The organism is Wolbachia endosymbiont (group A) of Conops quadrifasciatus (genome assembly GCF_964027015.1).
In the GTDB taxonomy this organism is placed as follows: domain Bacteria; phylum Pseudomonadota; class Alphaproteobacteria; order Rickettsiales; family Anaplasmataceae; genus Wolbachia.
Genome location: NZ_OZ034722.1, coordinates 721,861 through 746,817, shown reverse-complemented (window position 1 = coordinate 746,817; position 24,957 = coordinate 721,861). Strand labels below are relative to the sequence as shown.

Below are 24,957 nucleotides of genomic sequence, written 5' to 3'. Positions count from 1 at the left end.
GAATAATATGGTCAGGCTATAGGATGACAGAAGTTGGCTTTATTAGCTATAGGTGGTATGATACTTAGTCAATTTAAGTAAGCAGATGATCTTAGCTACAAAAGTATTTTTTACCTCATTTGTTTTTGGATTTATTCTTTTTCCCTATTTTATAAAGCTTCTAAAAAAAATAAGTAAAGATGGGCAACCAATTAGATCATGTGGACCAGAAAGTCATTTAATAACAAAAAAGAATGTACCACCTATGGGCGGAATAATAATACTGATTTCTTCTTTATTACCAATTTTACTCTGGGCTCAGTTAACACCAGAAATCTTGCTGCTGATATTGATAACTCTATTTTTTGCTCTACTTGGATTTATTGATGATTATTTAAAATTGAAGACAAATCACTATCGAGGTTTAAGTGCAAAAACCAAAATACTTATTCAGTTTATTGTAACTCTGGTTAGTATGTCTATACTTAAGCTATACTCTGCTGAAGGTTTTACAAAAATGTCCCTATTTAAAGGAGTAATAATCGACTTTGGCTGTCTATATGTTCCATTCGCTGCATTTGTAATTGTCGGCTCTGCTAATGCTGTGAATCTCACAGATGGTTTGGATGGCCTTGCTGCAACTCAAGTCATCACTTCCTTTGCTTTTTTTGGGCTAATTGCATATATAACTCAAGCAGATATGAATATTACTTTATTCTGCATTGCATTTATAGGAGCTATTTTAAGTTTTTTGTGGTTTAACACACATCCAGCAAAAATATTTATGGGTGATGTTGGTAGCTTGTCGGTAGGCGCAGCTTTAGGGTTAACTAGTGTCCTAATTAAAAGAGAAATGCTTTTTGCCGTTATTGGAATAATCTTTGTAATAGAGACTCTATCTGTGATTATTCAGATATCATATTTTAAATATACAAAGTTTAAATATGGAGAAGGAAAAAGAGTTTTTCTTATGGCACCAATACATCATCACTTTGAAAAGAAGGGATGGTCAGAAAATGTAATCGTTATGAAATTTTGGATAATTTCTATTATCTGTTCAGTTTTTACTATAACTTTCTTATTATAAAAACCTATGAAATACCCAGACTTTACATTAGAAAATAAATTATCAGGAGTGATAGCAGGAGTGGATGAAGTGGGAAGAGGTCCGCTAGCTGGTCCAGTAATATCCGCAGCCGTAGTGTTTATTGATAGAAATACAATTATTGATGGAATCAACGACTCGAAAAAGTTGACTCCTCAATGTAGGCAAGTCCTATATGAAAAAATAACATCCGTTGCAAAATTTGGTATAGGAATGGCAAGCGTAGAAGAAATAAATTCATACAATATCTTGCAAGCAACAAAACTTTCAATGAAACGTGCGTTGATAGACCTGGACCTAGAATTAGATTATGTGCTAGTTGATGGTAATCAACCACCTGAAGTGAAATGGCAAGTGAAATCCATAGTAAATGGTGATAATTTGAGTACATCAATTGCAGCAGCTTCAATCGTTGCAAAAGTTACGAGAGATCGGCTTATGCAAGAATTGCACAATAAGTATCCTGAATATAATTGGTATAAAAATAAAGGATATGGGACAAAAGAGCACCTTAACGCTATTGGCCTTTATGGAATTACAGAACATCATAGAAAAAACTTTGCACCCATATCTCGGGCATTATAGCCTTTAGATAGTAATCACTTACCTTTTTTGAAAGGCATGTTTTCATTAAATAGGCAAACTGTACTTGATCCATTCCTTAAGGTAAACACTGAACTCACCCTTTCGATTATCAGGTAGTTGTCAGCTGTACGGAAGTTTACTAAAGACTCATACCCTGCAGAATCAACCATAAAAACTGCCGGGAAATCAGAGTTTGTTTTATTGAATTGTAAATATGTAAATTTTCCGTCATCAAAAACCTTAATTGGTATTATTGACTGACTGCCTTTAACGTGCGAGATGGAATAATTAAAATTTAAGCCCTTCTTTACAACTTCAATGTCGTTTATATCAGGAATAATGGTATGACTAGCTTGTTCGAAGATATCGCCGTTATTTGTTGTGTAAATCTCATCACTGCTAAATAATGGATAAAGAAACCTTACTTCATATGCTAATTTTGGATCATCTAGTCCAGTTGCTTCTTCAGCATGAAGTTCAAAGTAATAAACTCTTTTATTGGTAATTATAGTTGCATTAGTATCGGCAATATCATCTATAGGCTTAATAAACAATCTGTTACCTTGAGGAAGGAGTTGCCAACCAGTTGAATCACCCATTGAAAGGTTTTGTATTACCTCCCCTGGTTCAAACAATATGCTGGATTGATAACCATAAAAACCCGTATACTTATGTATAGCTTGTGGGTTATAATTTATTACCTTTATGTGATTATCTCCAGCTATTGAACGTGGCTCCTGTTTTGCAAGTGCATCATTACCACAAAAAAACAACAGTACGGCAAACAGTAAACCAATCATAATATCAAAATAAATTAATCTTCATTTTATCATTGATAGACATGCACTGCAACTGTTAAGCTGTACTATAAACCCCAATTATAGGTTAGCAAGGGGTAGAAAAGGCAAGAAATAAGGCAAACTCCTTAAATACTTTAGAACTACAGGAGGCTTCACCTGAACGGATATACTTGGAATCCTGCCATTTTCACTTCGTAAACATACCAAGAATTCTGTCCATTATTCCACCCATATTTGCTTCAGCTTGAGTATACTCTATTTTACCACCGTGTAAGATTAGTTTAATATCTGATCCAGGTGATATATTAACAAATTTACTGCCAACAACTCCACTGCTAGTGATCAGAGCTGAGCTATCAACTGGCAACTTTATATCTCGGCTTACGCACATATCGATTCGTGCTATGTAGGTAGCTTTGTCAAGTGACACACCAGTTATGCTTCCAACGTCCACACCAGAGATCTTGACACTATCACCAACTTCTATACCGTTAGCGTTAGCAAAAAGACCATATATTTTATAGCAATCCTTATAGTTTTTCTTTATGTAAGATAGCTTATCAATAGCAAAGAAAATCAGAAAAATAGTGAAAACTAATACAAATAATCCAGCGGTTATTTCAAGTATATTTGACCTTCGCATCTTTAGTTATCAGGACTCCAGCTTTTATAGTAATTTTTCACTTTTTGGTTTGGATAGTATGCATCTTTTGTACCCGTTAAATTAGGAGTATGTTTTACTTTTCTTTTTTTATTATTAACTGGTACTACATTATCAGTATAGTGAAGCCATATATGCCATTCCGGAGGCACTGTTGTAGGTTCAGAAACACTGCTATACATAACCCACCTTTTCCCTTTACTTGATTCATAGTAAGAATTTCCATTTTCATCTCTTCCTACAAATTTATCTTCTCTTCGTAATAGGCGTTTTATTGCGTTACAAATTTTAGATAACATAAGAGTATTAAAACAAAAAGTATTATATATACTAATACTTTAACGATATATTAACAACAATTTAATGCAATTACCAATTTTACAAGTTATTATACCAATAATTGCATCAATGTTTTGCTTTCTTACCAAGAAACACAAGGTATCTTGGTTTATTTCTTTTATTGCAACAACAATCACTCTTATCATTTCATCAATACTACTCATAAAAACATATAGAGGCGAGATTATAACTTATCAACTTGGAAATTGGGCTCCTCCGCATGGAATAGAGTTAAGAATCGACGTGTTAAACTCCTTGATTCTAACTTTGGTGAATTTTATAGCGCTGATTAGCGTGCTTTATAGCTTTTATATTAACGAAAAAGAAATTAGCAAAAACAAAATCACTGGTTTTTACTCTCTATTTCTACTGTGCTTAAGCGGACTGCTCGGGATTCTAGTAACAAACGACATATTCAATCTTTATGTTTTTTTGGAAATTTCATCTCTTTCTTCTTATGTATTAGTTTCAATGGGAAGGGATAAAAAAGCCTTGGTTGCAGCATTTAAATATCTAATTAGTGGTACTATAGGGGCAACGTTTTACTTGTTTGGTGTTGGGCTTTTGTACTCCATGACAGGAACGCTCAATATGTCTGACATGGCTGAAAGAATAGTTCCATTATACGATAACAACATCATAAAACTTGGCACATTGTTCATTTTTGTTGGTCTCTCAATTAAAATGGCACTGTTTCCATTAAGCAGGTGGCTGATTAATGCATATAGTGAGGCGCCAAGTTTCATTAGCATATTCTTTTCAGGCACAGTGACAAAAGTGATGATATATGTTTTCATTAGGATCTTCTATACTGTTTTCCATCAGAATTTCTTCTTATTTAAACCATCACTAAGCAACGTGATAATTATCCTCGCACTTTGCGCTGTTATATTTGGGTCAATATCTGCAATAACTGCAAAAGATATAAGAAGACTGCTTGCTAATTCTAGTGTCAGCCAAATTGGTTATATAATTTTAGTACTGAGTTTTAACTCAAAAACAGGTGTATTTGCAGCAATTCTTCACATAGTAAACCACAGCATAATAAAAACATCTTTATTCATGGCTGCAGGATGTATTTCTTACAAATTTGATACAACAAAAATAGAGAATTTATCGGGACTCAAGAAATCAATGCCTTATACAGCACTTGCGTTTACTCTACTTAGTTTAGCATTAGTCGGTGTGCCGCTAACAAATGGCTTTGTAAGCAAATGGTATATAATGAAAGCAGTTATAGAATCTCGCGCGTGGATTTCCCTGATAGCTTTTGCTGCCGGTTCTTTTCTTGCACTAATATACATGTGGAAGATGGTAGAGAAAATGTATTTTGAAAATAGTGCAGCATCAAGCGCTGGAATGACACCGGACAAAATTAATGATGTGCCATTTCCTATGCTTTTCTGTCTATTGTTTATGGCAGCTTTAACAATAGTAACTGGAATATATAGCACTCCAATTCGGTTAGTAGTTGAGAAGTTGGTTTTTTGATTTTTATCTTTGTTTCATATTTTACTATACTTTAAGGTTATAAGTGTGGATAGGCTGAAGAAGATTCATTGGTTATTAGTCATTAACGTGATAGTGCTGTTTTGCGTTGGCATTGCTGTTCAATACTCTTCTGCTGGAGGAAAGTGGGTACCATTTGCAATTCACCAAATAGTCATATTTTCCTTATTTTTCCTACTCGCTATAGCTATGTCATTCATAGAGCTAGATTTTTATTTGAAGCACGCCTACTTTTTTTATATAGCAGCAGCGATTTCGCTATTAGCAGTAAATTTTTTTGGCTCGCACATAATGGGTGCGACGAGGTGGATAAGAATTGGGTCAATTAGTTTGCAACCATCAGAATTTGCAAAAGTAGGCTTAATACTTGCGCTTGCTCGTTATTTTGATAAGCAAAGTGTGTATAAAATGATGGAATTTAAAAGATTGCTTAAGGCGGTAATAATTATTTTCTTGCCTGTATTCTTGGTGTTAAAGCAACCTAATTTAGGCACAGCTGTGATAATGTTGTTTATAGGAGCATCAATTATATTCACAGCAGTAATAAAAAGAGCTCATTTAGTAATTTGTGGGACGCTTGGCATTTTTGCAGTACCGGCTATTTGGCCTTTTTTACGTCCTTATCACAAGCAAAGGATATTGTCGTTTTTGGATTCATCAGTGGATCCACTTGGAATAGGTTATAATGCGCAGCAATCTCAGATAGCTATTGGTTCAGGAGGTTTGCTTGGTAAGGGCTTTGTTAACGGAAGTCAAACTCAACTTGGATTTTTGCCGGAGAAACGTACGGATTTTGCTTTTGCAGTGCTGAGTGAGGAGTGGGGCTTTTTAGGTAGCATGGATTTAATTTTGCTTTATACCTCATTACTTGGCATAATTTTCTCTATCGCTTATAGGTCGAAAAATTATTTTTCTAAGTTAGTATCTATCGGGATTTTTGCTTTTTTTGGCGCTCATTTTTTTATAAACATTGGAATGTCAATAGGCCTCTTGCCTGTGATAGGCGATCCACTGCCATTTCTTTCCTATGGAGGAAGTACAACTGCTGCAAGCTTGATATGCATAGGATTATTGCTGGCAATAAAAGCAGATGAACAAAAAAATGCTTGTATTTTACCTATGCTAAAGTAAAATTAAACTTTACTTAATAGTTTTTATGCTAGATGAAATGCGTGAGGAGTGTGGGGTATTTGGCATAAGTTGCAACCAAAGTGCTGCTTTTAACTCTATACTTGCTCTCCACGCTTTGCAGCATAGAGGTCAAGAGTCTTTTGGCGTAGTAACCAGTAACAACGATAAGCTGCACTCTTATCACTTTCAAGGTCAAGTGAGCAGCGTATTTGATGATATAGATGAAATAAAGAAATCCTTACCTGGAGATTGTGCAATAGGTCATGTTCGATACTCAACAAGTGGTAGTAAATTTGGAGTGCAGCCCATGTTTGGCAAAAGTGGCAAATTTGGGGATTTTGCCATAGCACATAATGGTAATTTAATTAATATTTCTCCGATACGCGAACAATTAATTAAACAAGAGTGCGTTTTTCAGTCAGATATTGATACAGAAGTAGTAGTGCATCTGACAGCAAGCGGTGAAAAAGATAGCTTTTTAGAGAGTTTTATATATGCATTAAAGCAAATACAAGGTGCTTATTCTTTTGTGGCAATCAATCAAGAAGTAGTTATTGGAGTACGTGATCCATCTGGAATCAGGCCTCTTGTTTTAGGAAAGTTAAACGGTTCTTACGTTCTTGCATCTGAAACTTGTGCTCTTGATATAATAAATGCAGAGTTTGTTAGAGAAATAGAACCAGGCGAATTAGTTACCATCAGTTCGGATAGTAAGCTAGCCTCAATGTTTACTTTCCCACAGCAAAAATCAAGTTTTTGTATTTTTGAATACGTTTACTTTTCGAGACCAGACAGCATAATGGAGAATAGGTCCATATATGATATAAGAAAAGAAATAGGAAGAATACTTGCAGAAGAGAGCCCACCAAAAAACAATGTAAATATGGTTGTACCAATACCTGATTCTGGAATACCTGCAGCTATTGGATATGCAAAGCATTCAGGATTACCTATGGAACTGGGGATAATTCGTAATCATTACATAGGAAGAACTTTTATACAACCAACCGCTGAAGTACGTAAAGTTAGAATAAAATTAAAATTCAATGCTAATAAGAACACTTTGAAAGGTAAAAACATAATTTTAATAGATGATAGTATAGTGCGTGGTAGTACGTTAACAAATATAATAGTTATGCTAAAGGATGCAGGAGTAAAAGAGATTCACCTCAAAATTTCAAGCCCACCAATTAAGCATTCTTGTTTTTATGGAATAGATACGCCAGAGTGCAAAGATTTAATTGCTGCAAATAAATCTGTAGAGGAAATTAAGGAAGTTATAGGAGTAGATAGTCTAGCCTTCTTGAGTATTGATGGACTATATCAGGCTGTTAAAGGAGAGGTGCGTAACAATGCTACACCACAATATTGCGATGCTTGTTTCACTGGTGATTATCCGATTGGCAAATAGTCTACGCAAGATCTTAAGTTTAGAAAATCTTAAACCGCCAAAATTTCTCTTGGCCTTTACTAATTCCGATTCTCGGAGTGCAAATATAATCTGGTTTGAGGTGAGATTCATAAACACAAAATTTGTGGCTTATAGTAAGGTCTTGCTTATTATGTTCTTTTGTAATGTTTAATCTTTTGCACAATATTCCTGGCCCACTTAAATTTGCCTCAAGCGGTTCAATAAGCTTTAATCCCCGTATTAACACTGCTGCTGGGAACCCTTCTGCCTCTGTTACAATATTTAGACAATAGTACATCCCATATATAAAATATATATACGAAAACCCCGGCATACCAAACATTACTGAGGTTCGGTTAGTATAACCCTTAGCTGCATGACAAGCTGGGTCATTCATTCCTATATAGGCTTCAACTTCGGTTATTATTCCACTAAAGTTAGAAAATTTGAGGACTTTTCCCAATAACTCTCCAGCTACAGGTAAGGTCGGCCGCTCGTAGAAATTTCTTGGCAGTATTACATTGCTCATTGTAAAAGTATAAGTTACTTACAAATGCAAGCAACTTATACTGAACTTTCAATATTTTATCTATTTTGAGCAGCAGAAACTTGATGCTTTTGTGATGCGTCGCTCAAGTCTTCTACATTTGTTGAAAGCTGCTCCAAAAATTTTACTTCTTCAGAGCTTTGTTGTAATTGTGTTTGTGGCAATTGTGATGCTAATGCTTCATGTAAAGACTTTGGTTCACGTCTCTTGCCTACTTTTACTTCTTTGTTTGCACGTAACTGTTCTTCAGTAACACCGTTGCTTTCAAGGAGCTTTACACCATTCTTATCGTCAATATTAATTTTAATTTTACATTCTTTTCCATCAACATACCACTTTAAAGTCATTTCATATAATCCACTAATTATTTCATAAACTCTTTCCCCTTTATCATTAATATAGCAACATGCCCCTCTCTTTTTTTCCTGATTAGAATGACAAAATGTAATTATTTTTACATTGTACTTTTTACATATATTACCACTCAGAAGTTTAGCTATATCTACTCCTTCTTTACTAACATTCAACACAACTCTCACGGAAGGGTAAACAACATTCCCTTCCCTTTTGCCTTCTTTTATCATTATGGACCTTATGGTATTATTTTTCATACCTTCAGATATCTCTGATTTAATTTGGTCAGCAATTTTGCCTACAATCTCTTTGCCGTGATACTGAGATTCTCCTTTCTTTGGAGAAAAAGGTTTTTGGTTTGTGGTATTGGTAGAAGGGTTGTTCTGTAATGCAAAGAACTTATTCCATTCTTCATCGCTTTCTAACTCGACATATTTACGCTTATTCTTGTCTGGTGTTGATTTAGGTATATCCTGAGTGCTCAAATCGCTAGGAAGTCCTTTTGTTTTATCGGAATTACCGCTCTCCTTTGCTTTTTACTTAGAAGGGTAAGATGCTCTTCTGGCTTTTTCTTATCCGGTTTTAAGTTGTATCATCAGAAAGAAGTCCCTCCACCATAGGCACATAAGGAGTTTTAACTTTATCCTCATTGTGGAAAAATAGAATAGTTTTTAGGAATTCTTTAACCTTACCTAAAATATACCCTCCATTATTCTTAATGTATAAATGTTAGCATATAGATACCACGCCAATTAGTCAATATAAATTATGATGGCAAAGTTTTTAATGTTGAAAGCTCAAATACTCCTTTGCTTGATCGGTTAGAACGCGTCCTCTTGGTGTGCGCTTTACAAAACTAATTTTGATTAAATAAGGTTCTACTGTTTCTTCAATATTGCCAACATCTTCGGATAGCGCAATAGATATGGTGTCAATTCCAACAGGTCCTGAGGTGTTGAATAAAAATCTTAGATAATGCATATCAAGTTTATTGAGTCCCATTTTGTCTACACCCAATTTTAGCAATACAGAATCAGCGACTTCATAAGTGATTTTTTTATCATCTTTCACTTCAACAAAATCCCTTATTCTTCTGAGTAATCTCAAAGCAATTCTTGGAGTGCCACGTGCACGGCAGGCAATTTCCCGTGCTGCATTTTCTTCAATTTCAGTAGAAAGAACTCTTGCGCCTCTTTTTATAATATTAACCAGTTCTTCAAAAGAATAAAACTCAAGATGCAAGGGAATGCCAAAACGATCTCTGAATGGCGCAGAAAGTAATCCAAGCCGTGTAGTTGCTCCGATTAACGTAAATGGTGGTAGATCTATCCTTAAAGTGCGAGTAGATGGACCTTCACCTACTAATATGTCCAAGCAAAAATCTTCCATAGCAGTATATAAAACTTCTTCGATGCTGCGATTTAATCTATGGATTTCGTCGATAAATAGAACATCTTTTGCATTTAAAGTGGTAAGCACTGCAGCCAAGTCCCCAGCTTTACTAAGTAAAGGACCAGAAGTTGCGCGGAAGCTGACCCTTAATTCTTTAGAAACAATTTGTGCTAAAGTTGTTTTGCCAAGTCCTGGGGGACCATACAATAAAACGTGATCTAAAGCTTCAGTTCTCGTCTTTGCAGCATTTATAAACACTTTTAAATTTTGTATTAAGTCTTTTTGTCCGACAAAATCATCAAGTTGCTCAGGCCTGATGTTGATATTGCGCGCATCTTCAGTATATTCTTTACCGCACGATATTGATTTCATAATGTTGAGAGCTCCTTAAGCGCCATGCGAATAATATCCTTGGTGTCCAGATTTGACGATTCGTCTTGTATTTTTTTTATCGTATCATAAGCTTTCATTTTTTCATACCCAAGATTGATCAATGCTGAAAGGGCATCTTCATTGATTGGATGAAAATTATTGTTATTTATTTCTAATTTACTCACTTTGCCACTTAATTCAGTGATGATTCGATTTATGAGTTTCAGGCCAAGTCCACTCATCTTGAGTGCTACTTTATCTTCATTCATAATTGCCAAAAACAGCTGTTCTGGAGTTAATTTACTCAAAATTGACATTGCAGTTTTATAGCTAATACCGCTTACTTTAACAAGCAACCTCAAGCACTGCTGTTCTTCTTTGCTTATAAAACCATATAGCTGAGCGACATTTTCTCTGTTATTTGCATAGGTTTCGATAAGTAATTTAACTCTACTTCCGATGGAACATGCATTTAAAGTTTTGGCTGAGAGATACACCATATAGCCAACATCATTCACATTCAGGATTATGTGATCACTGCGCACTTCATCAACTATTCCGCTTAGATTTCCTATCATTTTTAGCACTGTATAGGGTTCAGTTTAAATACTCCTGGATCTTAGGTCAAGCAAACGAACATTATAACAGAGAGCCAAGTAGCTTATAGAAACGAAAAACTTCCTTGACACATTTTGCCAACATTTGCCGCTTCAAGTCTGTCTGCTATGACTTTTATATACTGATAATCATTATACTCACACCCCGGCACCACCGTTTGAAAGCACAGTTCAATGAATTTTAGAAAGTTTATTTTGTCCATGATATAATGTTGAAAGATGTCATCCGAGTAGCTGATACTGGGATCCAGGAAACTTAATTGCAAGTAATGCATTGGGTTTGGTGAGTATAAAAGTGTTGTGTTATGGCTAACGCTGGCTAGGTTTTCTGCGTCATACAGCCGCGGTATCTCAGCAGATTCCGCTAACGAGTAGCGGAATGACGAGTTTATCGTCATGCCACCACGAACCGTCATACCGCCGCGGTATCTCTAGATCCCGCTAACAAGTAGCGGGATGACGATTCTTCAAATCGTCAAGGTGTCATCCCAGTGCCCAGACTACTTGGATCCAGGAAACTTAACTTTAAATAAGTGGCTGCATAATAAAGACTAGATTCCAGCGTCACGCGCTGGAATGACACCATTTTCGGTCTCTTAAATTGCTTTAGCTACAAACATTAAGAAATTTACCAAATAAAAAAAAGGCAAAGAACTCCCGTTGTGCGAGTTTTGACTTTCTAATACTTTAAATTGGCGCTGTAATAATGTGCTGACGCTTAGTTTAAGCGCGGTTTAGCTGAATGTAGAAAAAATTTAAAAGACATGCAGCCGCTATAATTTTATGTAATCCGCCAAAAAATACCCTGAGTTTTTTACTGAATTTTGTCATTGAGCCTGCAGGTCAAAAACAAGTTTTGAGTCATAAATACCCTTATTGTCATAATAAGGGGGCTGGCGGAGTTTGTCAAGCAAGTTTTATGGCCTAGCGTCACACGCTGGAATGACACCGGATCTCACATTCATTCTACTGCAACGCAGAAAATTCGTACAATTGTGCATGATGTAGGGTTTCTGGCTACATTTTTCTATTAAACTCACCTTTCCTCTATGTAACAGATTTCGTATTAAATTTTAAATTTAATGCGCCTAGATATACAAGCATTCCTAGCAAAACCACAGGTATAGAAAGCAACTGCCCCATAGTTAAATCAAGCCACAAATAGCCAATTTGATAGTCTGGTTCGCGAAAAAACTCAACGAAAAAACGTGCTATTCCATACCACATAACTGCAATACCAGTTAATGCACCGTGATACAGTCTTATTCTAGTCAAGAAAAACAGTAAATTTGCAACTGCAAAAAGTAGCAGTCCTTCAAAAAGTGCCTCATAAAGTTGGCTTGGATGACGCAGCAAATTATCACCACTTTCTGGAAATACCATACCCCATGGCATAGTTGTAACTCTGCCAAATAACTCTCCGTTTATAAAATTGCCTATGCGACCTAAAAATAAACCTATGGGAACTCCACAAGAAACTAGGTCCAGTGCATAAAATATAGGAATGTTATGTCTTTTACACGAAATTATTACTGCAAGCAAAACTCCTATAGCACCACCATGAAATGACATTCCTCCTTCCCAGGTCTTCAATATCTCGATAGAGTTGCTTATATAAAGAACTGGATCATATATCAATACGTAGCCAAGTCTACCTCCAAGGATAATGCCTACAATAGTGGATGTTAATAACGAATCGTAAAAATTCTTAGTAAATATTTTTTGGTCGTCTAGCTTGTGTAAATACCAATATGCAGACACTATACCCAAAACGTAAGCTAAGGAATACCAATATATAGAAACAGGACCGATGCTGAAAATTACTGGATTTAAAGACATATTTTGCTATAAATTATTCTTAGACAATCTACTTTTTTCACGATCCCACTCTCTCTGTTTTATGGTTGCTCTCTTATCGTAGAGTTTTTTTCCTTTTACAATGGCAATTTTAGTTTTTGCAAATCCTTTATCATTAAAATAGATCGAAAGCGGCACAACAGTTATCCCAGCGGTTTTGATTTGACCAATTAGTTTGTTTATCTCTTTTTTATGTAAAAGCAGTTTACGTTCCCTTTTTGGTTTATGATTTTTTCGGTTTGCAGCTTTATATTCTGCAATATGCATATTGTGCAGCCATATTTCGTTATTCTTTTCGATAACGTAGGCGTCGGAAATATTTACTTTTCTTTCTCTTAGCGATTTAACTTCACTGCTTAATAAGACCGTACCCGCTTCAAATTCTTCTAAGATGAAATATTCAAACCTTGCCTTCCTATTTTCTGCAATAACTTCCATATCTAAAGATATCTTTAAGCTTCAATATATTACAGAGTTTTTGACTTAATTCATAATATATCTTTCCTTAAAAAATCATTTAAGTTATACTGCAAACCATGAACATTAGGCAAAAAATCAAGTTTTTTTCTCGATCATTTGTAATTTTATTTTCTCTATGGACTGTATTGTCTGGTTATTTTGAGCCATTTTTTATTTTTTGTGGAGTGTTTTCCTCTATATTCACATTATTTATCTTTAGAAGGTTGATAAACGCTGAAAGAGCTCTTAGCCAGATTTTAAATGGTACGAGTAGACTGTCGTTTTATAAGTTAGTAAGTTATATACCATGGTTAATGTACCAAATCATTTTATCAAGTGTTTATGTAACAAAAAAGGTGCTACGACTCAAATCTAAGCTTGAGCCAATCATTATCCTAAGAAAATGCAAAGGGCATAATGATGAAAGCATTGCGTTATTTGCCAATTCGGTTACAATCACTCCTGGAACTTTAACTATCAATGTTGAAAGTAAGCAGAAAACATATTTCTCTACCATGTATCTGATAGATAAAGATCTTGAAAGCGGCATTTCTGAAATAGAAAATAAAATCTTAAAAATACTACGTTCAGTTAAGTAATTGCTTTAAATAAGTTAACAGCATCCTTATATTCCCTTACAAGACTTTCAAGCATCTCTTTTGGAAGGCTATTGTTAACAATAGAACATAAATAATTATATAAATCTTCTAACCTTAGTATGTTATTTCTCTTCTTGCTGTTGAATTTATACGGAAAAATACCTTCCATAACTTCAATAGTAGTAGCCTTGTTTAAAAATACATTTTCACTTGTCATGCTTATTCTTGCTAAAACAGTGTTAATTTCAGGTTCGTCATTTGTATAAAAATCTGATAGCTGAGTTATTCTAATAACGTATAAAGTTACTATTTTTGATAAGCAATTATCAGCATATTCACAATTTTTTATTACCTCCCACTGAGTAACCTGAGATTTACCTATTTTTGCATTGTTCGGTAATTTACTCATTCAACTTTCTCCATTTAATCCAGTAGATAGATTATACTAATACTTTGTTAAATAAATGATAACGCAATCATAAAAATATATATTCATAACGGCATGTTATGTAAAATAGTACGATATCCAAACATTAAAGTTGATTTAGGCTGGTTTATATTGGGCACCTCTTATTTCTGCATTACCTAAGCAAGCTAAGCTGTAAAATGACAGTTGGACATCAGCTCATAACAGGAGCACTCTGAAATATAGCTAACCCAAGAAAGGTTTCCCCACGTCATACCGCGATTCATTCGCGGTATCTCAACATAAGACCTGCTGAGAATCAAGCAATAAAAAGAAGGAAAGGAGGGTGACTAAAATCAAGGTTAACTAAAAGGCGTGCTTAAGATTCACAATACCAGCAATAATATTGAACCTCAGGTTGTATTTTTTCTGAAAATTGCGGTAAACATGAGACATAATCTTAAATATCTTTATCTCACGGATCTTATTTTCTACTCTCATTCTAAATGATGCTAATCTTCTATTATGCTCTTTCTGCTCTGGAGTTAATGGCTTTTTACGATACTTTTTATATGGAATTATAACATTGCTTTGCAATTTTTGCCAACCTTGATATCCAGAATCGGCATATTTTATGCTATCGATTGGTAAATATTTTTCTTGTTTCCTTATGCGAAAATCATTAATTCTACCACGATATGAATTTGACACTGATAAAATTCTTCCACCTTCTTCGATAACAATCTCAGTTTTCATAGTGTTGGTTCTTTTTTTTCCTGAATATGATTTCTTCCGTTTTTTACTATCTTCTGGTCTCTGTATTTGCTGTTCTGTAACATCAGCCAGAATCTTCAGTATTTTTTCTGGTGTCATACTTCTATCTTTTGTTATAGTAACTTTTTTGGCAAGTAATGGCTCTATTTTCTTCAGTAACCTAAATACATTTGCGTTGTGAACATTGAACAGGCACCCTAAAAATCTATGTGTTATGTAAGTGCGATAGTACAAAATTACGCAAAATAACTTATCTTCTAGAGTTGGTAGTTGTGATCTTCTACCATGGCACTTTTTCTGTTTTTCAAGTCTTTCCCACCCAGACCTCACTTTTTCCACTACCTTTTCGAACTCCTCTATAGTTAAACCTGTTATATTACGAAAGTTTCTTGGGTGTTTCTTCATGTTATAGTAACTAAAGCTCATTTTTTTACCTTACTCAATCTGCTTATTCTTCTTCTACTTCTCTCACATTATTTTTTCAATCACCTTTTGCAGCAGGTCTATAGATTCCGCTAACGAGTAGCGGAATGACGAATTTGTTGTTTTTCAAATCGTTGGTAAACCTAAGTCACTTTAGCTATAGATTTACTTTTTGAGTTATTTTGTTAACATTAATTATTACACCAAATCAATTGCACAAAATGAAAAAGGTGAAACTTGGGATACTAATTTCAGGCAGGGGATCAAATATGCAGGCCTTGATAGAGGCATGTCAAAATCGTAATTTTCCTGCAGAAGTTGTGTGCGCTATCACAAATAATAGCGAAACTGCTGGACTAAAAATAGCAGAACAAGCAGGAGTGCCAGCTTTTATTGTTAGAGATAAACCACTTGATGCTGATAAAATTCACGAAATATTTGTTCAACATAAGGTTGATTTAATTTGCCTTGCAGGGTTTATGAGAATCCTGCAAGCTAATTTTCTCAGTAAATGGAATAACAAGGTGATAAATATTCATCCCTCTCTACTTCCGTCCTTTAAGGGCCTAAATGCTCAAGAGCAAGCTCTAAAAGCAGGAGTAAAAATCGCAGGCTGTACTGTACATTACGTCACTCCTGAAATTGATGCTGGAGCCATAATTGCTCAAGTTGCTGTGCCAGTGTTACCAGCTGATGATATTCAAAGCCTCTCAGAACGCATTCTAGCTGAGGAGCATAAGTGTTATGTAGAAGCAGTAAGATCAATAGCAGAAAGTATTAATTATTGACCTTGAGTGTTTTTTCCAACTTCAACAAAAAATAAATTTTCGGGTTCCAGTAAAGAACTTGCCAGTTCGTTTACTTTCTCTGATTTAACGTCATTAATGATATTCGCATAATTATTTATACGGTTAACATCACGATCATTTATTTGCATATCATCAAGCAGCATTGCTGTATTTGTGTTATTGGACAGGAAAATGACAAAATTATTTACCATACCAATTTTTGCATCCTTGAACAATTGTTCGTCAATTCCCTCCTTTTTTATTCTGCTAAATGTATCTTTTACTTTTGATATAGCTTTGCCAGCAGTAGAACTATCAGTATTAATACTTCCAGCTATAATGTTCCCATGTTTATTGGAAATAATATTTGTATAAACACCATAAGTAATACCCAAATTTTGTCTCAATTCTTTCATTAATATTGAATTTAGCCCCATGCCGCCAAGTGCATTAATTAAGACGCTTGCGTTATAATAATTAGGATCTTCATAAGTTATACCTTTTTGAGCAAAAAGTATCACACTCTGTGGTATATCCATAAAAATATTCTTACTTTCTGCAGAACCAAAATCATTTTTCACAGGTACTTTTCTAACTTTTGATCTTTTTGACGGCAATTTAGATAAATATTTATCTAACAACGTAATAATTTCTTCTTTTTTTGCACAACCAGCAACACTGATAACTATGTTATCTTTAGCAAAATTACGCTTTATGTATGTTAAAACATCGTCCCTAGTAATGCTCATTATAGTGTCAAGAGTACCGTACACACTTTTTGAGTAAGGGTGTTTTTTAAACAATAACGTATTCAATTCTTCTTCAGCAATAAAAAAAGGATTTTTTTCAAGATTATTAAAATCAACTTTGGCTTTCTCGAAAACTCTATTCAACCCTTCAGAGTCAACTTTAGGACGTATTATAGCGTCGCTTAGTAACGAAATTGCATCCTCTAGATTCTCAGACAAAGTATTTAATGAAACCCTAAATGCTTCTAAACCAGCAATAAAATTTAAACTAATCCCTTTATCTTCAAGTTTTTTCGCAAAATCTCTGGCATCATTTTTTCCTGCCCCTTCTTGAATTATAAGAGAAGTAAACCAACCTAGTCCCTGTTTTTCCGAATTTTCATACACATAACCTGCATCTTTGAATGAGATATTTATCGAAACTTTTGGTAAGTCATAGTTTTCAACAAATAGAAACTTAAATCCTTTACGGGTAGTGACCTCCTCTATATTTAAGTTACCACTTGCTTGTAAATTAAAGCCTAGACAGAAAAAAAGTAGAAATACAAGTTTACTTATCTTCATTATTACCTCCTTTTGGTAGCAAACGACCGACTAATTTATTAGCAGAAAAAATAGCACGGATTTTATTATTTACATCCTCTAGATTGACATCATTGATTTTGCTATATGAAATATCTATTTCATCAAGTGGAATACCAAGTGCGAGGCGTGGCACATAAAACATTGCTATATGAGTTAAGTCAGATAGATTATCAAACTGTGCTACTTTGTATCTATATTTCGAGCTTTGCAACTCCTCATCCGTTATTCCTTTAGGCATGAAGTTATTAATAGCATTTTCTAATTCTCTTTCAACAGTGCCTAAATTAACCCCGCTTTTTGGAATGACCTGAATATCAATATAGCCATCACTAAAAGTTAAACTATTGTAATAAGCAGATACTGATACTGCCACATCTTTATCTAAAACCAAATCTTTATACAGTTTGCTGGATTTGCCTCCACCTAAAATGTCAACCGCTAAATGAGCAGCAGAGGTTTCACTTGTGTGCTTAAATAAAGAAACACGATAACGAAAATATAAAACTGGTTCTTTTACTTCAGTGCTCTCTAAAATCACCGATAAACCTGCATTATGCACTGGATCCTGATTTGGGTAATGTCTCATTACAGGCTTAGCTTTAATTTCGCCATATTTTTCTTCTGCTAATTTCACTACTTCATCAAGTTCCACATCACCCACAATCAGTAATATTGCATTGCCGGGGTGATAATAGTTATCATGAAACCTCGTGATGTCATCCTGATTGTAAGTTGTGATATCGCTCTCCCAGCCAATAACAGACCTGCCATAGCCAGTACGGTAAAATGCACTATCCATTTCTTCCCACAACAAGCTGTTAGGATGATTATCAAATCTCATCTTCCTCTCTTCCAGTACAATGTTTTTTTCTCTTTCTATTTTATCTTGGGTAACATTAAAATTGCCCATTCTGTCTGCTTCAACTTCCATTGCCAGTGGTAAGTCATTTTTAAGGACTAATTCGTAGTAACAGGTATATTCCTTAGTAGTAAACGCATTAAACTGGGCCCCAATGCTACTCATAGTGGCTTCTATATCTGTGAACTTCCCTGTAGTTTCAAACATTAAATGTTCAAAGTAGTGAGCCAATCCTGCTTTGCCAATTGGATCATCCATTCCCCCAACTTTGTATATTACTGCATGTAAAACGGCTGGAATCCGATGATTAGGAACAACATAGACATCTAGTCCGTTACTGAGTTTAGCATGTTTTATGTCGTGCTCTATGCTTAAAGCCTTCAAAGAAATTGGGTAAGTAAAAAAGAGTGCAGGTAGTATAAGAAAACTAAAAAACTTATGAAGCATTATTTCGACCTAATATAAAAACAATTATTTTATTCCTCATTTTGTTTAGAAATAAACATATCGTATATATACCACTTATATAACAATGTAAACATTCCACAAACTATAGATAAATCCGCTAAATTAAAAGCTGGCCAATACCAATCATCAATATGAAAATATATGAAATCATATACAGCTCCCCAATAAATCCTATCAACTACGTTTCCGATTGCTCCACCAATCATCAGAGAAAACCCAAGGTAAGTTGACTGATCATCAGACTTGTATATCAAGTATGCAAGTATACCAATTATTAGTATTGAAAATGCTGAAAAAAAGAAACCGCCATGCGGTAAAGTGCTACACATTCCAAAACTAATGCCTGAATTCCAAACTTCAACTAGCTTTATAAAGCTAGCGATCTCAATTGATTCTCCCTCATCAATCAATGAGTTTATGTACAATTTGCTCGTTTGGTCAATCAATACTATAATTAATATAACAATTAAGCATAACTTTTTCATAAATTTGCCTTTAACCTATAAATTTTAAGTATATCATAATTTATCTGTTTTGTTAGTTCCTCAATACTATGGAATTTTTTTTCTGACCTTATGAATTTTAAAAGTTGTATATTAACTTTATGATTATATACGTCTTCATCAAAATCGAATATGTGCATTTCTATTATAGGCTTTTTCAGATCCTTAAATGTAGGTCTCATACCAATATTGACTACTCCATATAACCAGTTTGGGTTATTATAAGAAAACATCACTTTAGCGTAATATGTACCAAATTTTGGTTTTATCATGCAATCTTCTATAGGAATATTTATGGTTGGGAATCCTATTTCTCTACCTCTACACGCACCCTTTATCACAACACCAGAAACTTGATAAGGTCTACCAAGTAATTTATTAGCAATGTCTATTTCACCTTTCTGTACATACTCTCTGATTGAAGAAGAAGAGCAAATTTTGCCGTCAATTATTAATGGCTCTAATTTAGTCAAAGAGTATCCATATGTTTCAGAATATTTCTCTAGAGTTAATATATCACCCAATCGTTTATGACCAAAAGTGCAATTTTCTCCGACAATTATGTGTTTAGCGCCATATTTATCTATTAAAATCTCACTGATAAAGTCATCGCAGCTAACCTCAGAAAAACCTCTACTAAAATTAATAATATACAAGTAATCTATACCATAGCTGCTGATTAGTTCCTTTTTTTGTTCTTGGTCTATTAACCTAAAATTGTTTCTACCAAATAAAACAGTTGATGGGTGAGGCTCAAAAGTTAAAACTGCAGAGGGTAATCCTCTTTCTTGTGCTACCTTCTTTAGAGTGGAAATTGCAAGTTCATGTCCTAAATGAATGCCATCGAAATTTCCGAAGGTTAGTGCTATATTATTTTCTATCCCTTGCTCACAATTATAAATAATTTTCATACAATTTGATGTTTTTACATGTTTCTTATATATAATAACTATATTTTAGCAAGCTACGGAGATAAATTGTGAAAAATACTAAAGGAAAAGTTATAATATATGTAAAGCATCACTGCCCATTCTGCAAAAAAGCAAAAGAGTTACTGGATAAAAAAGGTGTGAAATATGAAGAAATCGATGTGCTCAAAAACTCAGATCTATTTAACGACATAAAATCAAAGTATAACGTTAGAACAGTTCCACAGATCTTTATTAACGATAAGCACATTGGGGGGTGTGACAAATTGATGGATCTTGAAAAAGAAGGAAAGTTGGATGATATGCTAAATAATAATGACAATCACACTGATGTCACAACCTACACAAACAGCAATGATGAATGTGGAGAGTGTGTTATACCACATGATGATTTTATGTAACTTTTTATCTTGTTTTGTCGTGTAATACGTAAATGAAAACTAGTATGCTCACTTTAAACAATTCTTAATGAATTAAAAATACAATTCATTTAGTGAGTTTTTTTAGTGGGAAAAATGACAAAAAATATTTCAATTATTAGCAGAAACTTAATTAGTATCGAATTAGTTAACAAACAAGATTTAGAGAATTTCATCAAGATTTTCACAGTGCTTGATAAACATATAGCAGCTAAAACACTTTTTACAGAAGAAGTGAGAATAGAGTATAAACAGCACAACGGCAAAGAAGTTGTTGAATTGCTAAAAGATACAGACTTTACATATCATGAGGTTGAAAATGTATTGAACCACCTGAGTAAACATGGAATGAAGGTGCCCAGCAGTGTTATAGCACACACCCTTTTTGCTGCATACAATCACGCACTTGAATCTAAGAATGTAGCATTTTCTTTTTCTGAAGGCTCTCCACAATTTAACATCAGAGTGAGTAAGAACATCTTCATAATAACTCCTATGAGTGAAGAGAATTTGGGATTGAATTCACAAAGTAGCAAGGCATTAATAGAGTCGTTACAGAGCGAAAAAAATATTTATGATTGTATAGTAGAAGAAAATACCATTAAAGTTATAGTGCATTCTGAAATACATCAAGCTATAAATTTGATTATAAAATCACTGATAAAGTCTCGCCTTTTAGCAAAAGAGGAAGAAGGAAAATTCAAAGAGAAATTAAGACAACTTGCCTTTAAGGATCAAGCTTTTGTTGAGTATTCCAGTATCAAAACCATCAGTAGGTATCCACATAATCATCCTCTGAGAAAGCATGAAAGTATTACTAAGGACATAGAAAATATTTTATGTGATTTCATAACAAATGAGAATAGCGAGTTTGCTATAGAGCGGTTAAATAAGCTGAGCTCAGAAGTTTCTCCGGATACTCCAAGAATTATCACTAAAACTATAGATAAACTTGTTAAATTTCATTAAGGTATACGAGAGCCAATAGACTTCTTGTATTACCTTCTGTCATCCAAGTAGCCAAGCTACTTGGTTCTTTTTTTGGGTTCCAGCACTATGTACATAAGACCTGCTGCAAAAGGTGATTGAAAAAATAATGTGAGAGAAGTAGAAGAAGAATAAGCAGATTGAGTAAGGTAAAAAAATGAGCTTTAGTTACTATAACATGAAGAAACACCCAAGAAACTTTCGTAATATAACAGGTTTAACTATAGAGGAGTTCGAAAAGGTAGTGGAAAAAGTGAGGTCTGGGTGGGAAAGACTTGAAAAACAGAAAAAGTGCCATGGTAGAAGATCACAACTACCAACTCTAGAAGATAAGTTATTTTGCGTAATTTTGTACTATCGCACTTACATAACACATAGATTTTTAGGGTGCCTGTTCAATGTTCACAACGCAAATGTATTTAGGTTACTGAAGAAAATAGAGCCATTACTTGCCAAAAAAGTTACTATAACAAAAGATAGAAGTATGACACCAGAAAAAATACTGAAGATTCTGGCTGATGTTACAGAACAGCAAATACAGAGACCAGAAGATAGTAAAAAACGGAAGAAATCATATTCAGGAAAAAAAAAGAACCAACACTATGAAAACTGAGATTGTTATCGAAGAAGGTGGAAGAATTTTATCAGTGTCAAATTCATATCGTGGTAGAATTAATGATTTTCGCATAAGGAAACAAGAAAAATATTTACCAATCGATAGCATAAAATATGCCGATTCTGGATATCAAGGTTGGCAAAAATTGCAAAGCAATGTTATAATTCCATATAAAAAGTATCGTAAAAAGCCATTAACTCCAGAGCAGAAAGAGCATAATAGAAGATTAGCATCATTTAGAATGAGAGTAGAAAATAAGATCCGTGAGATAAAGATATTTAAGATTATGTCTCATGTTTACCGCAATTTTCAGAAAAAATACAACCTGAGGTTCAATATTATTGCTGGTATTGTGAATCTTAAGCACGCCTTTTAGTTAACCTTGATTTTAGTCACCCTCCTTTCCTTCTTTTTATTGCTTGATTCTCAGCAGGTCTATAGCTGTACAAACATTGTAGCCGTTATTCAAGTAGCCCGCAGAAACGAAAAAACTTCCTTTACAAACTCCGCCAGCCCCCTTATTATGACAATAAGGGTATTTATGACTCAAAACTTGTTTTTGACCTGCAGGCTCAATGACAAAATTCAGTAAAAAACTCAGGGTATTTTTGGGCGGATTACATAAAATTATAGCGGCTGCATGTCTTTTAAATTTTTTCTACATTCAGCCAAATCGAGCTTATTTTAAGCGTTAGCACATTATTACAGCGCCAGTTTAAATTATTATAGGGTCAAAACTCGCACCACGGGGCTTCTTTTGCCTTTTTTTTATTTGGTAAATTTCTTAATGTTTGTAGCTAAAGCAATTTAAGAGACCGAAAATGGTGTCATTTCAGCGCGTGACGCTGGAATCTAGTCTTTATTATGCAGCCACTTATTTAAAGTTAAGTTTTCTGGATCCAAGTAGTCAGGGCACTGGGATGACACCTTGACAATCGTCATCCCGCTACGTGTTAGCGGATGAGATACCGCGAATGAATTGCGGTATGACGGTCTGCGGCAGTATGACGGTTCGCGGTGGCATGACAATAACCTCGTCATTCTTCTACTCGTTAGCGCCGCGGCGGTATGATGTCTTCCTTGGATCAGCTATAGATTACCTGATCTCACCATCTTTCCAATCACTTTATACATAATTCTCGAATTTTGAAAACTTACTTTGAGTGAATTGCTCATATTCTTCATCCTCTAGTTCTTCAAAAATTTCTGGATGTTGGTCACCTAGACGAACAATTATTGAAATGAGCTCTTTGTTTGTTTTTTTAAGTAAAAACCTTTCAAGGAGAGTTTGTTCATCAACATATCCCGGGCACATAGATGATCGATACTCCTTTCTGTCAAGATCAATCAAAGCAAAACCCGTTGCAGCCATATGCTTGCACGGACCATAATACACAAATGCAGGACAGGAACACTTTCCACTAAGGAATGGACCATCGTATTCTAGTTTTACCCGATATACACTTGATCCAACTACCTCTGATTTAGCGTGAGATTTGTTGATAGATACGTTCCGTACTTTTCCTTTGTTGAAATAATCTCTTCCGCTAGAGAGGTAAGATTCTTTAAGAAGATTTTTGATATCTTTATAATATAATCTCATTTTTGCCTCCTTATTTCATATATAAAGCCCTCAATTTTCTAATATATCCTTTCTTCCATAAAAATTTATTAACCCACCACGACTGTTATATGGCCCTGCGTACAATTTTATAGTGCTATAGCTAACTCAAGAAAGGTTTCCCTACGTCATACCGCGATTCATTCGTGGTATCTCAGCATAAGACCTGCTGAGAATCAAGCAATAAAAAGAAGGAAAGGAGGGTGACTAAAATCAAGGTTAACTAAAAGGCGTGCTTAAGATTCACAATACCAGCAATAATATTGAACCTCAGGTTGTATTTTTTCTGAAAATTGCGGTAAACATGAGACATAATCTTAAATATCTTTATCTCACGGATCTTATTTTCTACTCTCATTCTAAATGATGCTAATCTTCTATTATGCTCTTTCTGCTCTGGAGTTAATGGCTTTTTACGATACTTTTTATATGGAATTATAACATTGCTTTGCAATTTTTGCCAACCTTGATATCCAGAATCGGCATATTTTATGCTATCGATTGGTAAATATTTTTCTTGTTTCCTTATGCGAAAATCATTAATTCTACCACGATATGAATTTGACACTGATAAAATTCTTCCACCTTCTTCGATAACAATCTCAGTTTTCATAGTGTTGGTTCTTTTTTTTCCTGAATATGATTTCTTCCGTTTTTTACTATCTTCTGGTCTCTGTATTTGCTGTTCTGTAACATCAGCCAGAATCTTCAGTATTTTTTCTGGTGTCATACTTCTATCTTTTGTTATAGTAACTTTTTTGGCAAGTAATGGCTCTATTTTCTTCAGTAACCTAAATACATTTGCGTTGTGAACATTGAACAGGCACCCTAAAAATCTATGTGTTATGTAAGTGCGATAGTACAAAATTACGCAAAATAACTTATCTTCTAGAGTTGGTAGTTGTGATCTTCTACCATGGCACTTTTTCTGTTTTTCAAGTCTTTCCCACCCAGACCTAACTTTTTCCACTACCTTTTCGAACTCCTCTATAGTTAAACCTGTTATATTACGAAAGTTTCTTGGGTGTTTCTTCATGTTATAGTAACTAAAGCTCATTTTTTTACCTTACTCAATCTGCTTATTCTTCTTCTACTTCTCTCACATTATTTTTT

At 34.4% G+C, this 24,957-nt stretch carries 26 protein-coding genes and 1 pseudogene; 10 read left to right on the top strand and 17 right to left on the bottom strand.

Features of this window, described 5'->3' with window-relative positions; all coding sequences use genetic code 11:
* Positions 1-85 precede the first annotated feature (85 nt).
* Together mraY and AAGD69_RS03940 are read left to right on the top strand one after the other, a co-directional pair.
* A complete protein-coding gene (gene mraY, locus AAGD69_RS03945; protein WP_341811713.1) occupies positions 86-1,066 on the top strand; it encodes a phospho-N-acetylmuramoyl-pentapeptide-transferase in 981 nt (326 codons plus the stop codon).
* A 6-nt stretch (positions 1,067-1,072) separates the two neighbouring features.
* Positions 1,073-1,669 carry a ribonuclease HII gene (locus tag AAGD69_RS03940; protein WP_341811712.1) on the top strand — a complete coding sequence of 199 codons (597 nt, stop codon included), beginning with the start codon at positions 1,073-1,075 and terminating at the stop codon, positions 1,667-1,669.
* A gap of 14 nt (positions 1,670-1,683) precedes the next feature.
* Here the strand turns inward: AAGD69_RS03940 and virB9 are convergent, their stop codons facing one another.
* From virB9 to AAGD69_RS03925, 3 genes are all read right to left on the bottom strand, one after another.
* Positions 1,684-2,469 (bottom strand): P-type conjugative transfer protein VirB9, encoded by a 786-nt coding sequence (gene virB9 / locus AAGD69_RS03935; RefSeq protein ID WP_341811711.1) that lies wholly within the window; start codon positions 2,467-2,469, stop codon positions 1,684-1,686.
* 187 nt (positions 2,470-2,656) lie between these two features.
* Positions 2,657-3,112 carry an outer membrane lipid asymmetry maintenance protein MlaD gene (gene mlaD, locus AAGD69_RS03930; RefSeq protein ID WP_341811710.1) on the bottom strand — a complete coding sequence of 152 codons (456 nt, stop codon included), beginning with the start codon at positions 3,110-3,112 and terminating at the stop codon, positions 2,657-2,659.
* A 2-nt stretch (positions 3,113-3,114) separates the two neighbouring features.
* Complete coding sequence (locus tag AAGD69_RS03925; RefSeq protein ID WP_007548590.1) at positions 3,115-3,429, bottom strand: NADH-ubiquinone oxidoreductase subunit NDUFA12 family protein; 315 nt, start codon at positions 3,427-3,429, stop codon at positions 3,115-3,117.
* A 64-nt stretch (positions 3,430-3,493) separates the two neighbouring features.
* Here AAGD69_RS03925 and AAGD69_RS03920 point away from each other — a divergent pair, with 64 nt between their 5' ends.
* Genes AAGD69_RS03920 through purF form a run of 3 tightly spaced genes read left to right on the top strand, consistent with a single transcriptional unit; the run spans position 3,494 to position 7,520 of the window.
* Positions 3,494-4,960, top strand: a complete 1,467-nt coding sequence (locus tag AAGD69_RS03920) for a proton-conducting transporter membrane subunit (protein ID WP_341811709.1) — start codon at positions 3,494-3,496, stop codon at positions 4,958-4,960.
* A gap of 45 nt (positions 4,961-5,005) precedes the next feature.
* A complete protein-coding gene (gene rodA / locus AAGD69_RS03915) occupies positions 5,006-6,109 on the top strand; it encodes a rod shape-determining protein RodA (RefSeq protein ID WP_341811708.1) in 1,104 nt (367 codons plus the stop codon).
* A 25-nt stretch (positions 6,110-6,134) separates the two neighbouring features.
* The gene (purF, locus tag AAGD69_RS03910) at positions 6,135-7,520 is read left to right on the top strand and encodes an amidophosphoribosyltransferase (protein WP_341811707.1); all 1,386 of its coding nucleotides are present in this window, start codon (positions 6,135-6,137) and stop codon (positions 7,518-7,520) included.
* Positions 7,521-7,539: 19 nt separating this feature from the next.
* Here the strand turns inward: purF and AAGD69_RS03905 are convergent, their stop codons facing one another.
* The 6 genes from AAGD69_RS03905 to smpB all read right to left on the bottom strand — a co-directional run bounded on the left by AAGD69_RS03905 (position 7,540) and on the right by smpB (position 13,097).
* Positions 7,540-8,049, bottom strand: a complete 510-nt coding sequence (locus AAGD69_RS03905; protein ID WP_341811706.1) for a DNA-3-methyladenine glycosylase — start codon at positions 8,047-8,049, stop codon at positions 7,540-7,542.
* A gap of 56 nt (positions 8,050-8,105) precedes the next feature.
* Positions 8,106-8,906 (bottom strand): hypothetical protein, encoded by an 801-nt coding sequence (locus AAGD69_RS03900; RefSeq protein WP_341811705.1) that lies wholly within the window; start codon positions 8,904-8,906, stop codon positions 8,106-8,108.
* A 298-nt stretch (positions 8,907-9,204) separates the two neighbouring features.
* A complete protein-coding gene (gene ruvB, locus AAGD69_RS03895) occupies positions 9,205-10,185 on the bottom strand; it encodes a Holliday junction branch migration DNA helicase RuvB (protein WP_341811704.1) in 981 nt (326 codons plus the stop codon).
* Positions 10,182-10,763 carry a Holliday junction branch migration protein RuvA gene (ruvA, locus tag AAGD69_RS03890; RefSeq protein WP_341811703.1) on the bottom strand — a complete coding sequence of 194 codons (582 nt, stop codon included), beginning with the start codon at positions 10,761-10,763 and terminating at the stop codon, positions 10,182-10,184. Before ruvA ends, ruvB begins: the two co-directional genes overlap by 4 nt.
* 1,086 nt (positions 10,764-11,849) lie before the next feature.
* On the bottom strand, positions 11,850-12,641 hold the full coding sequence (gene lgt, locus AAGD69_RS03885) for a prolipoprotein diacylglyceryl transferase (RefSeq protein WP_341811702.1): 792 nt from the start codon (positions 12,639-12,641) through the stop codon (positions 11,850-11,852).
* A 6-nt stretch (positions 12,642-12,647) separates the two neighbouring features.
* Positions 12,648-13,097, bottom strand: coding sequence for an SsrA-binding protein SmpB (smpB, locus tag AAGD69_RS03880; RefSeq protein ID WP_341811701.1), 450 nt, complete (start codon positions 13,095-13,097; stop codon positions 12,648-12,650).
* A 98-nt stretch (positions 13,098-13,195) separates the two neighbouring features.
* Between smpB and AAGD69_RS03875 the strand changes: the two genes are divergently transcribed.
* Positions 13,196-13,717 carry a Na+/H+ antiporter subunit E gene (locus AAGD69_RS03875; RefSeq protein ID WP_341811700.1) on the top strand — a complete coding sequence of 174 codons (522 nt, stop codon included), beginning with the start codon at positions 13,196-13,198 and terminating at the stop codon, positions 13,715-13,717.
* On the opposite strand, the gene AAGD69_RS03870 is transcribed toward AAGD69_RS03875, so the two are convergent.
* Together AAGD69_RS03870 and AAGD69_RS03865 are read right to left on the bottom strand one after the other, a co-directional pair.
* A complete protein-coding gene (locus tag AAGD69_RS03870) occupies positions 13,710-14,126 on the bottom strand; it encodes a hypothetical protein (RefSeq protein WP_341811699.1) in 417 nt (138 codons plus the stop codon). The genes AAGD69_RS03875 and AAGD69_RS03870 overlap by 8 nt on opposite strands.
* Positions 14,127-14,489: 363 nt before the next feature.
* The gene (locus AAGD69_RS03865) at positions 14,490-15,302 is read right to left on the bottom strand and encodes a transposase family protein (RefSeq protein ID WP_410529812.1); all 813 of its coding nucleotides are present in this window, start codon (positions 15,300-15,302) and stop codon (positions 14,490-14,492) included.
* A 239-nt stretch (positions 15,303-15,541) separates the two neighbouring features.
* Here AAGD69_RS03865 and purN point away from each other — a divergent pair, with 239 nt between their 5' ends.
* Positions 15,542-16,108 (top strand): phosphoribosylglycinamide formyltransferase, encoded by a 567-nt coding sequence (gene purN, locus AAGD69_RS03860; RefSeq protein ID WP_341812642.1) that lies wholly within the window; start codon positions 15,542-15,544, stop codon positions 16,106-16,108.
* Here purN and AAGD69_RS03855 read toward each other — a convergent pair.
* Genes AAGD69_RS03855 through ribF form a run of 4 tightly spaced genes read right to left on the bottom strand, consistent with a single transcriptional unit; the run spans position 16,102 to position 20,183 of the window.
* Positions 16,102-17,421, bottom strand: a complete 1,320-nt coding sequence (locus tag AAGD69_RS03855) for a pitrilysin family protein (RefSeq protein WP_341811698.1) — start codon at positions 17,419-17,421, stop codon at positions 16,102-16,104. The two genes, purN and AAGD69_RS03855, sit on opposite strands and share 7 nt — an antisense overlap.
* Entirely contained in the window at positions 17,408-18,748 is a 1,341-nt protein-coding gene (locus AAGD69_RS03850; protein ID WP_341811697.1) for a pitrilysin family protein, read from the bottom strand. The genes AAGD69_RS03855 and AAGD69_RS03850 overlap by 14 nt, the downstream gene beginning before the upstream one ends.
* 29 nt (positions 18,749-18,777) lie before the next feature.
* A complete protein-coding gene (gene lspA / locus AAGD69_RS03845; RefSeq protein WP_341811696.1) occupies positions 18,778-19,254 on the bottom strand; it encodes a signal peptidase II in 477 nt (158 codons plus the stop codon).
* The gene (gene ribF / locus AAGD69_RS03840; RefSeq protein ID WP_341811695.1) at positions 19,251-20,183 is read right to left on the bottom strand and encodes a riboflavin biosynthesis protein RibF; all 933 of its coding nucleotides are present in this window, start codon (positions 20,181-20,183) and stop codon (positions 19,251-19,253) included. The genes lspA and ribF overlap by 4 nt, the downstream gene beginning before the upstream one ends.
* 68 nt (positions 20,184-20,251) lie before the next feature.
* On the opposite strand from ribF, the gene grxC reads away from it, so the two are divergent.
* The 3 genes and pseudogenes from grxC to AAGD69_RS03825 all read left to right on the top strand — a co-directional run bounded on the left by grxC (position 20,252) and on the right by AAGD69_RS03825 (position 22,599).
* Entirely contained in the window at positions 20,252-20,602 is a 351-nt protein-coding gene (gene grxC / locus AAGD69_RS03835; RefSeq protein ID WP_164224674.1) for a glutaredoxin 3, read from the top strand.
* 114 nt (positions 20,603-20,716) lie between these two features.
* Positions 20,717-21,589, top strand: a complete 873-nt coding sequence (locus AAGD69_RS03830) for a hypothetical protein (protein WP_341811694.1) — start codon at positions 20,717-20,719, stop codon at positions 21,587-21,589.
* Positions 21,590-21,764: 175 nt separating this feature from the next.
* Positions 21,765-22,599, top strand: a pseudogene (locus tag AAGD69_RS03825) (transposase family protein).
* 750 nt (positions 22,600-23,349) lie between these two features.
* Here AAGD69_RS03825 and AAGD69_RS03820 read toward each other — a convergent pair.
* Both AAGD69_RS03820 and AAGD69_RS03815 read right to left on the bottom strand, forming a co-directional pair.
* A complete protein-coding gene (locus AAGD69_RS03820) occupies positions 23,350-23,826 on the bottom strand; it encodes an SWIM zinc finger domain-containing protein (protein WP_341811693.1) in 477 nt (158 codons plus the stop codon).
* A 241-nt stretch (positions 23,827-24,067) separates the two neighbouring features.
* Positions 24,068-24,880 carry a transposase family protein gene (locus AAGD69_RS03815; protein ID WP_410529812.1) on the bottom strand — a complete coding sequence of 271 codons (813 nt, stop codon included), beginning with the start codon at positions 24,878-24,880 and terminating at the stop codon, positions 24,068-24,070.
* Between the last annotated feature and the right edge of the window lie 77 nt (positions 24,881-24,957).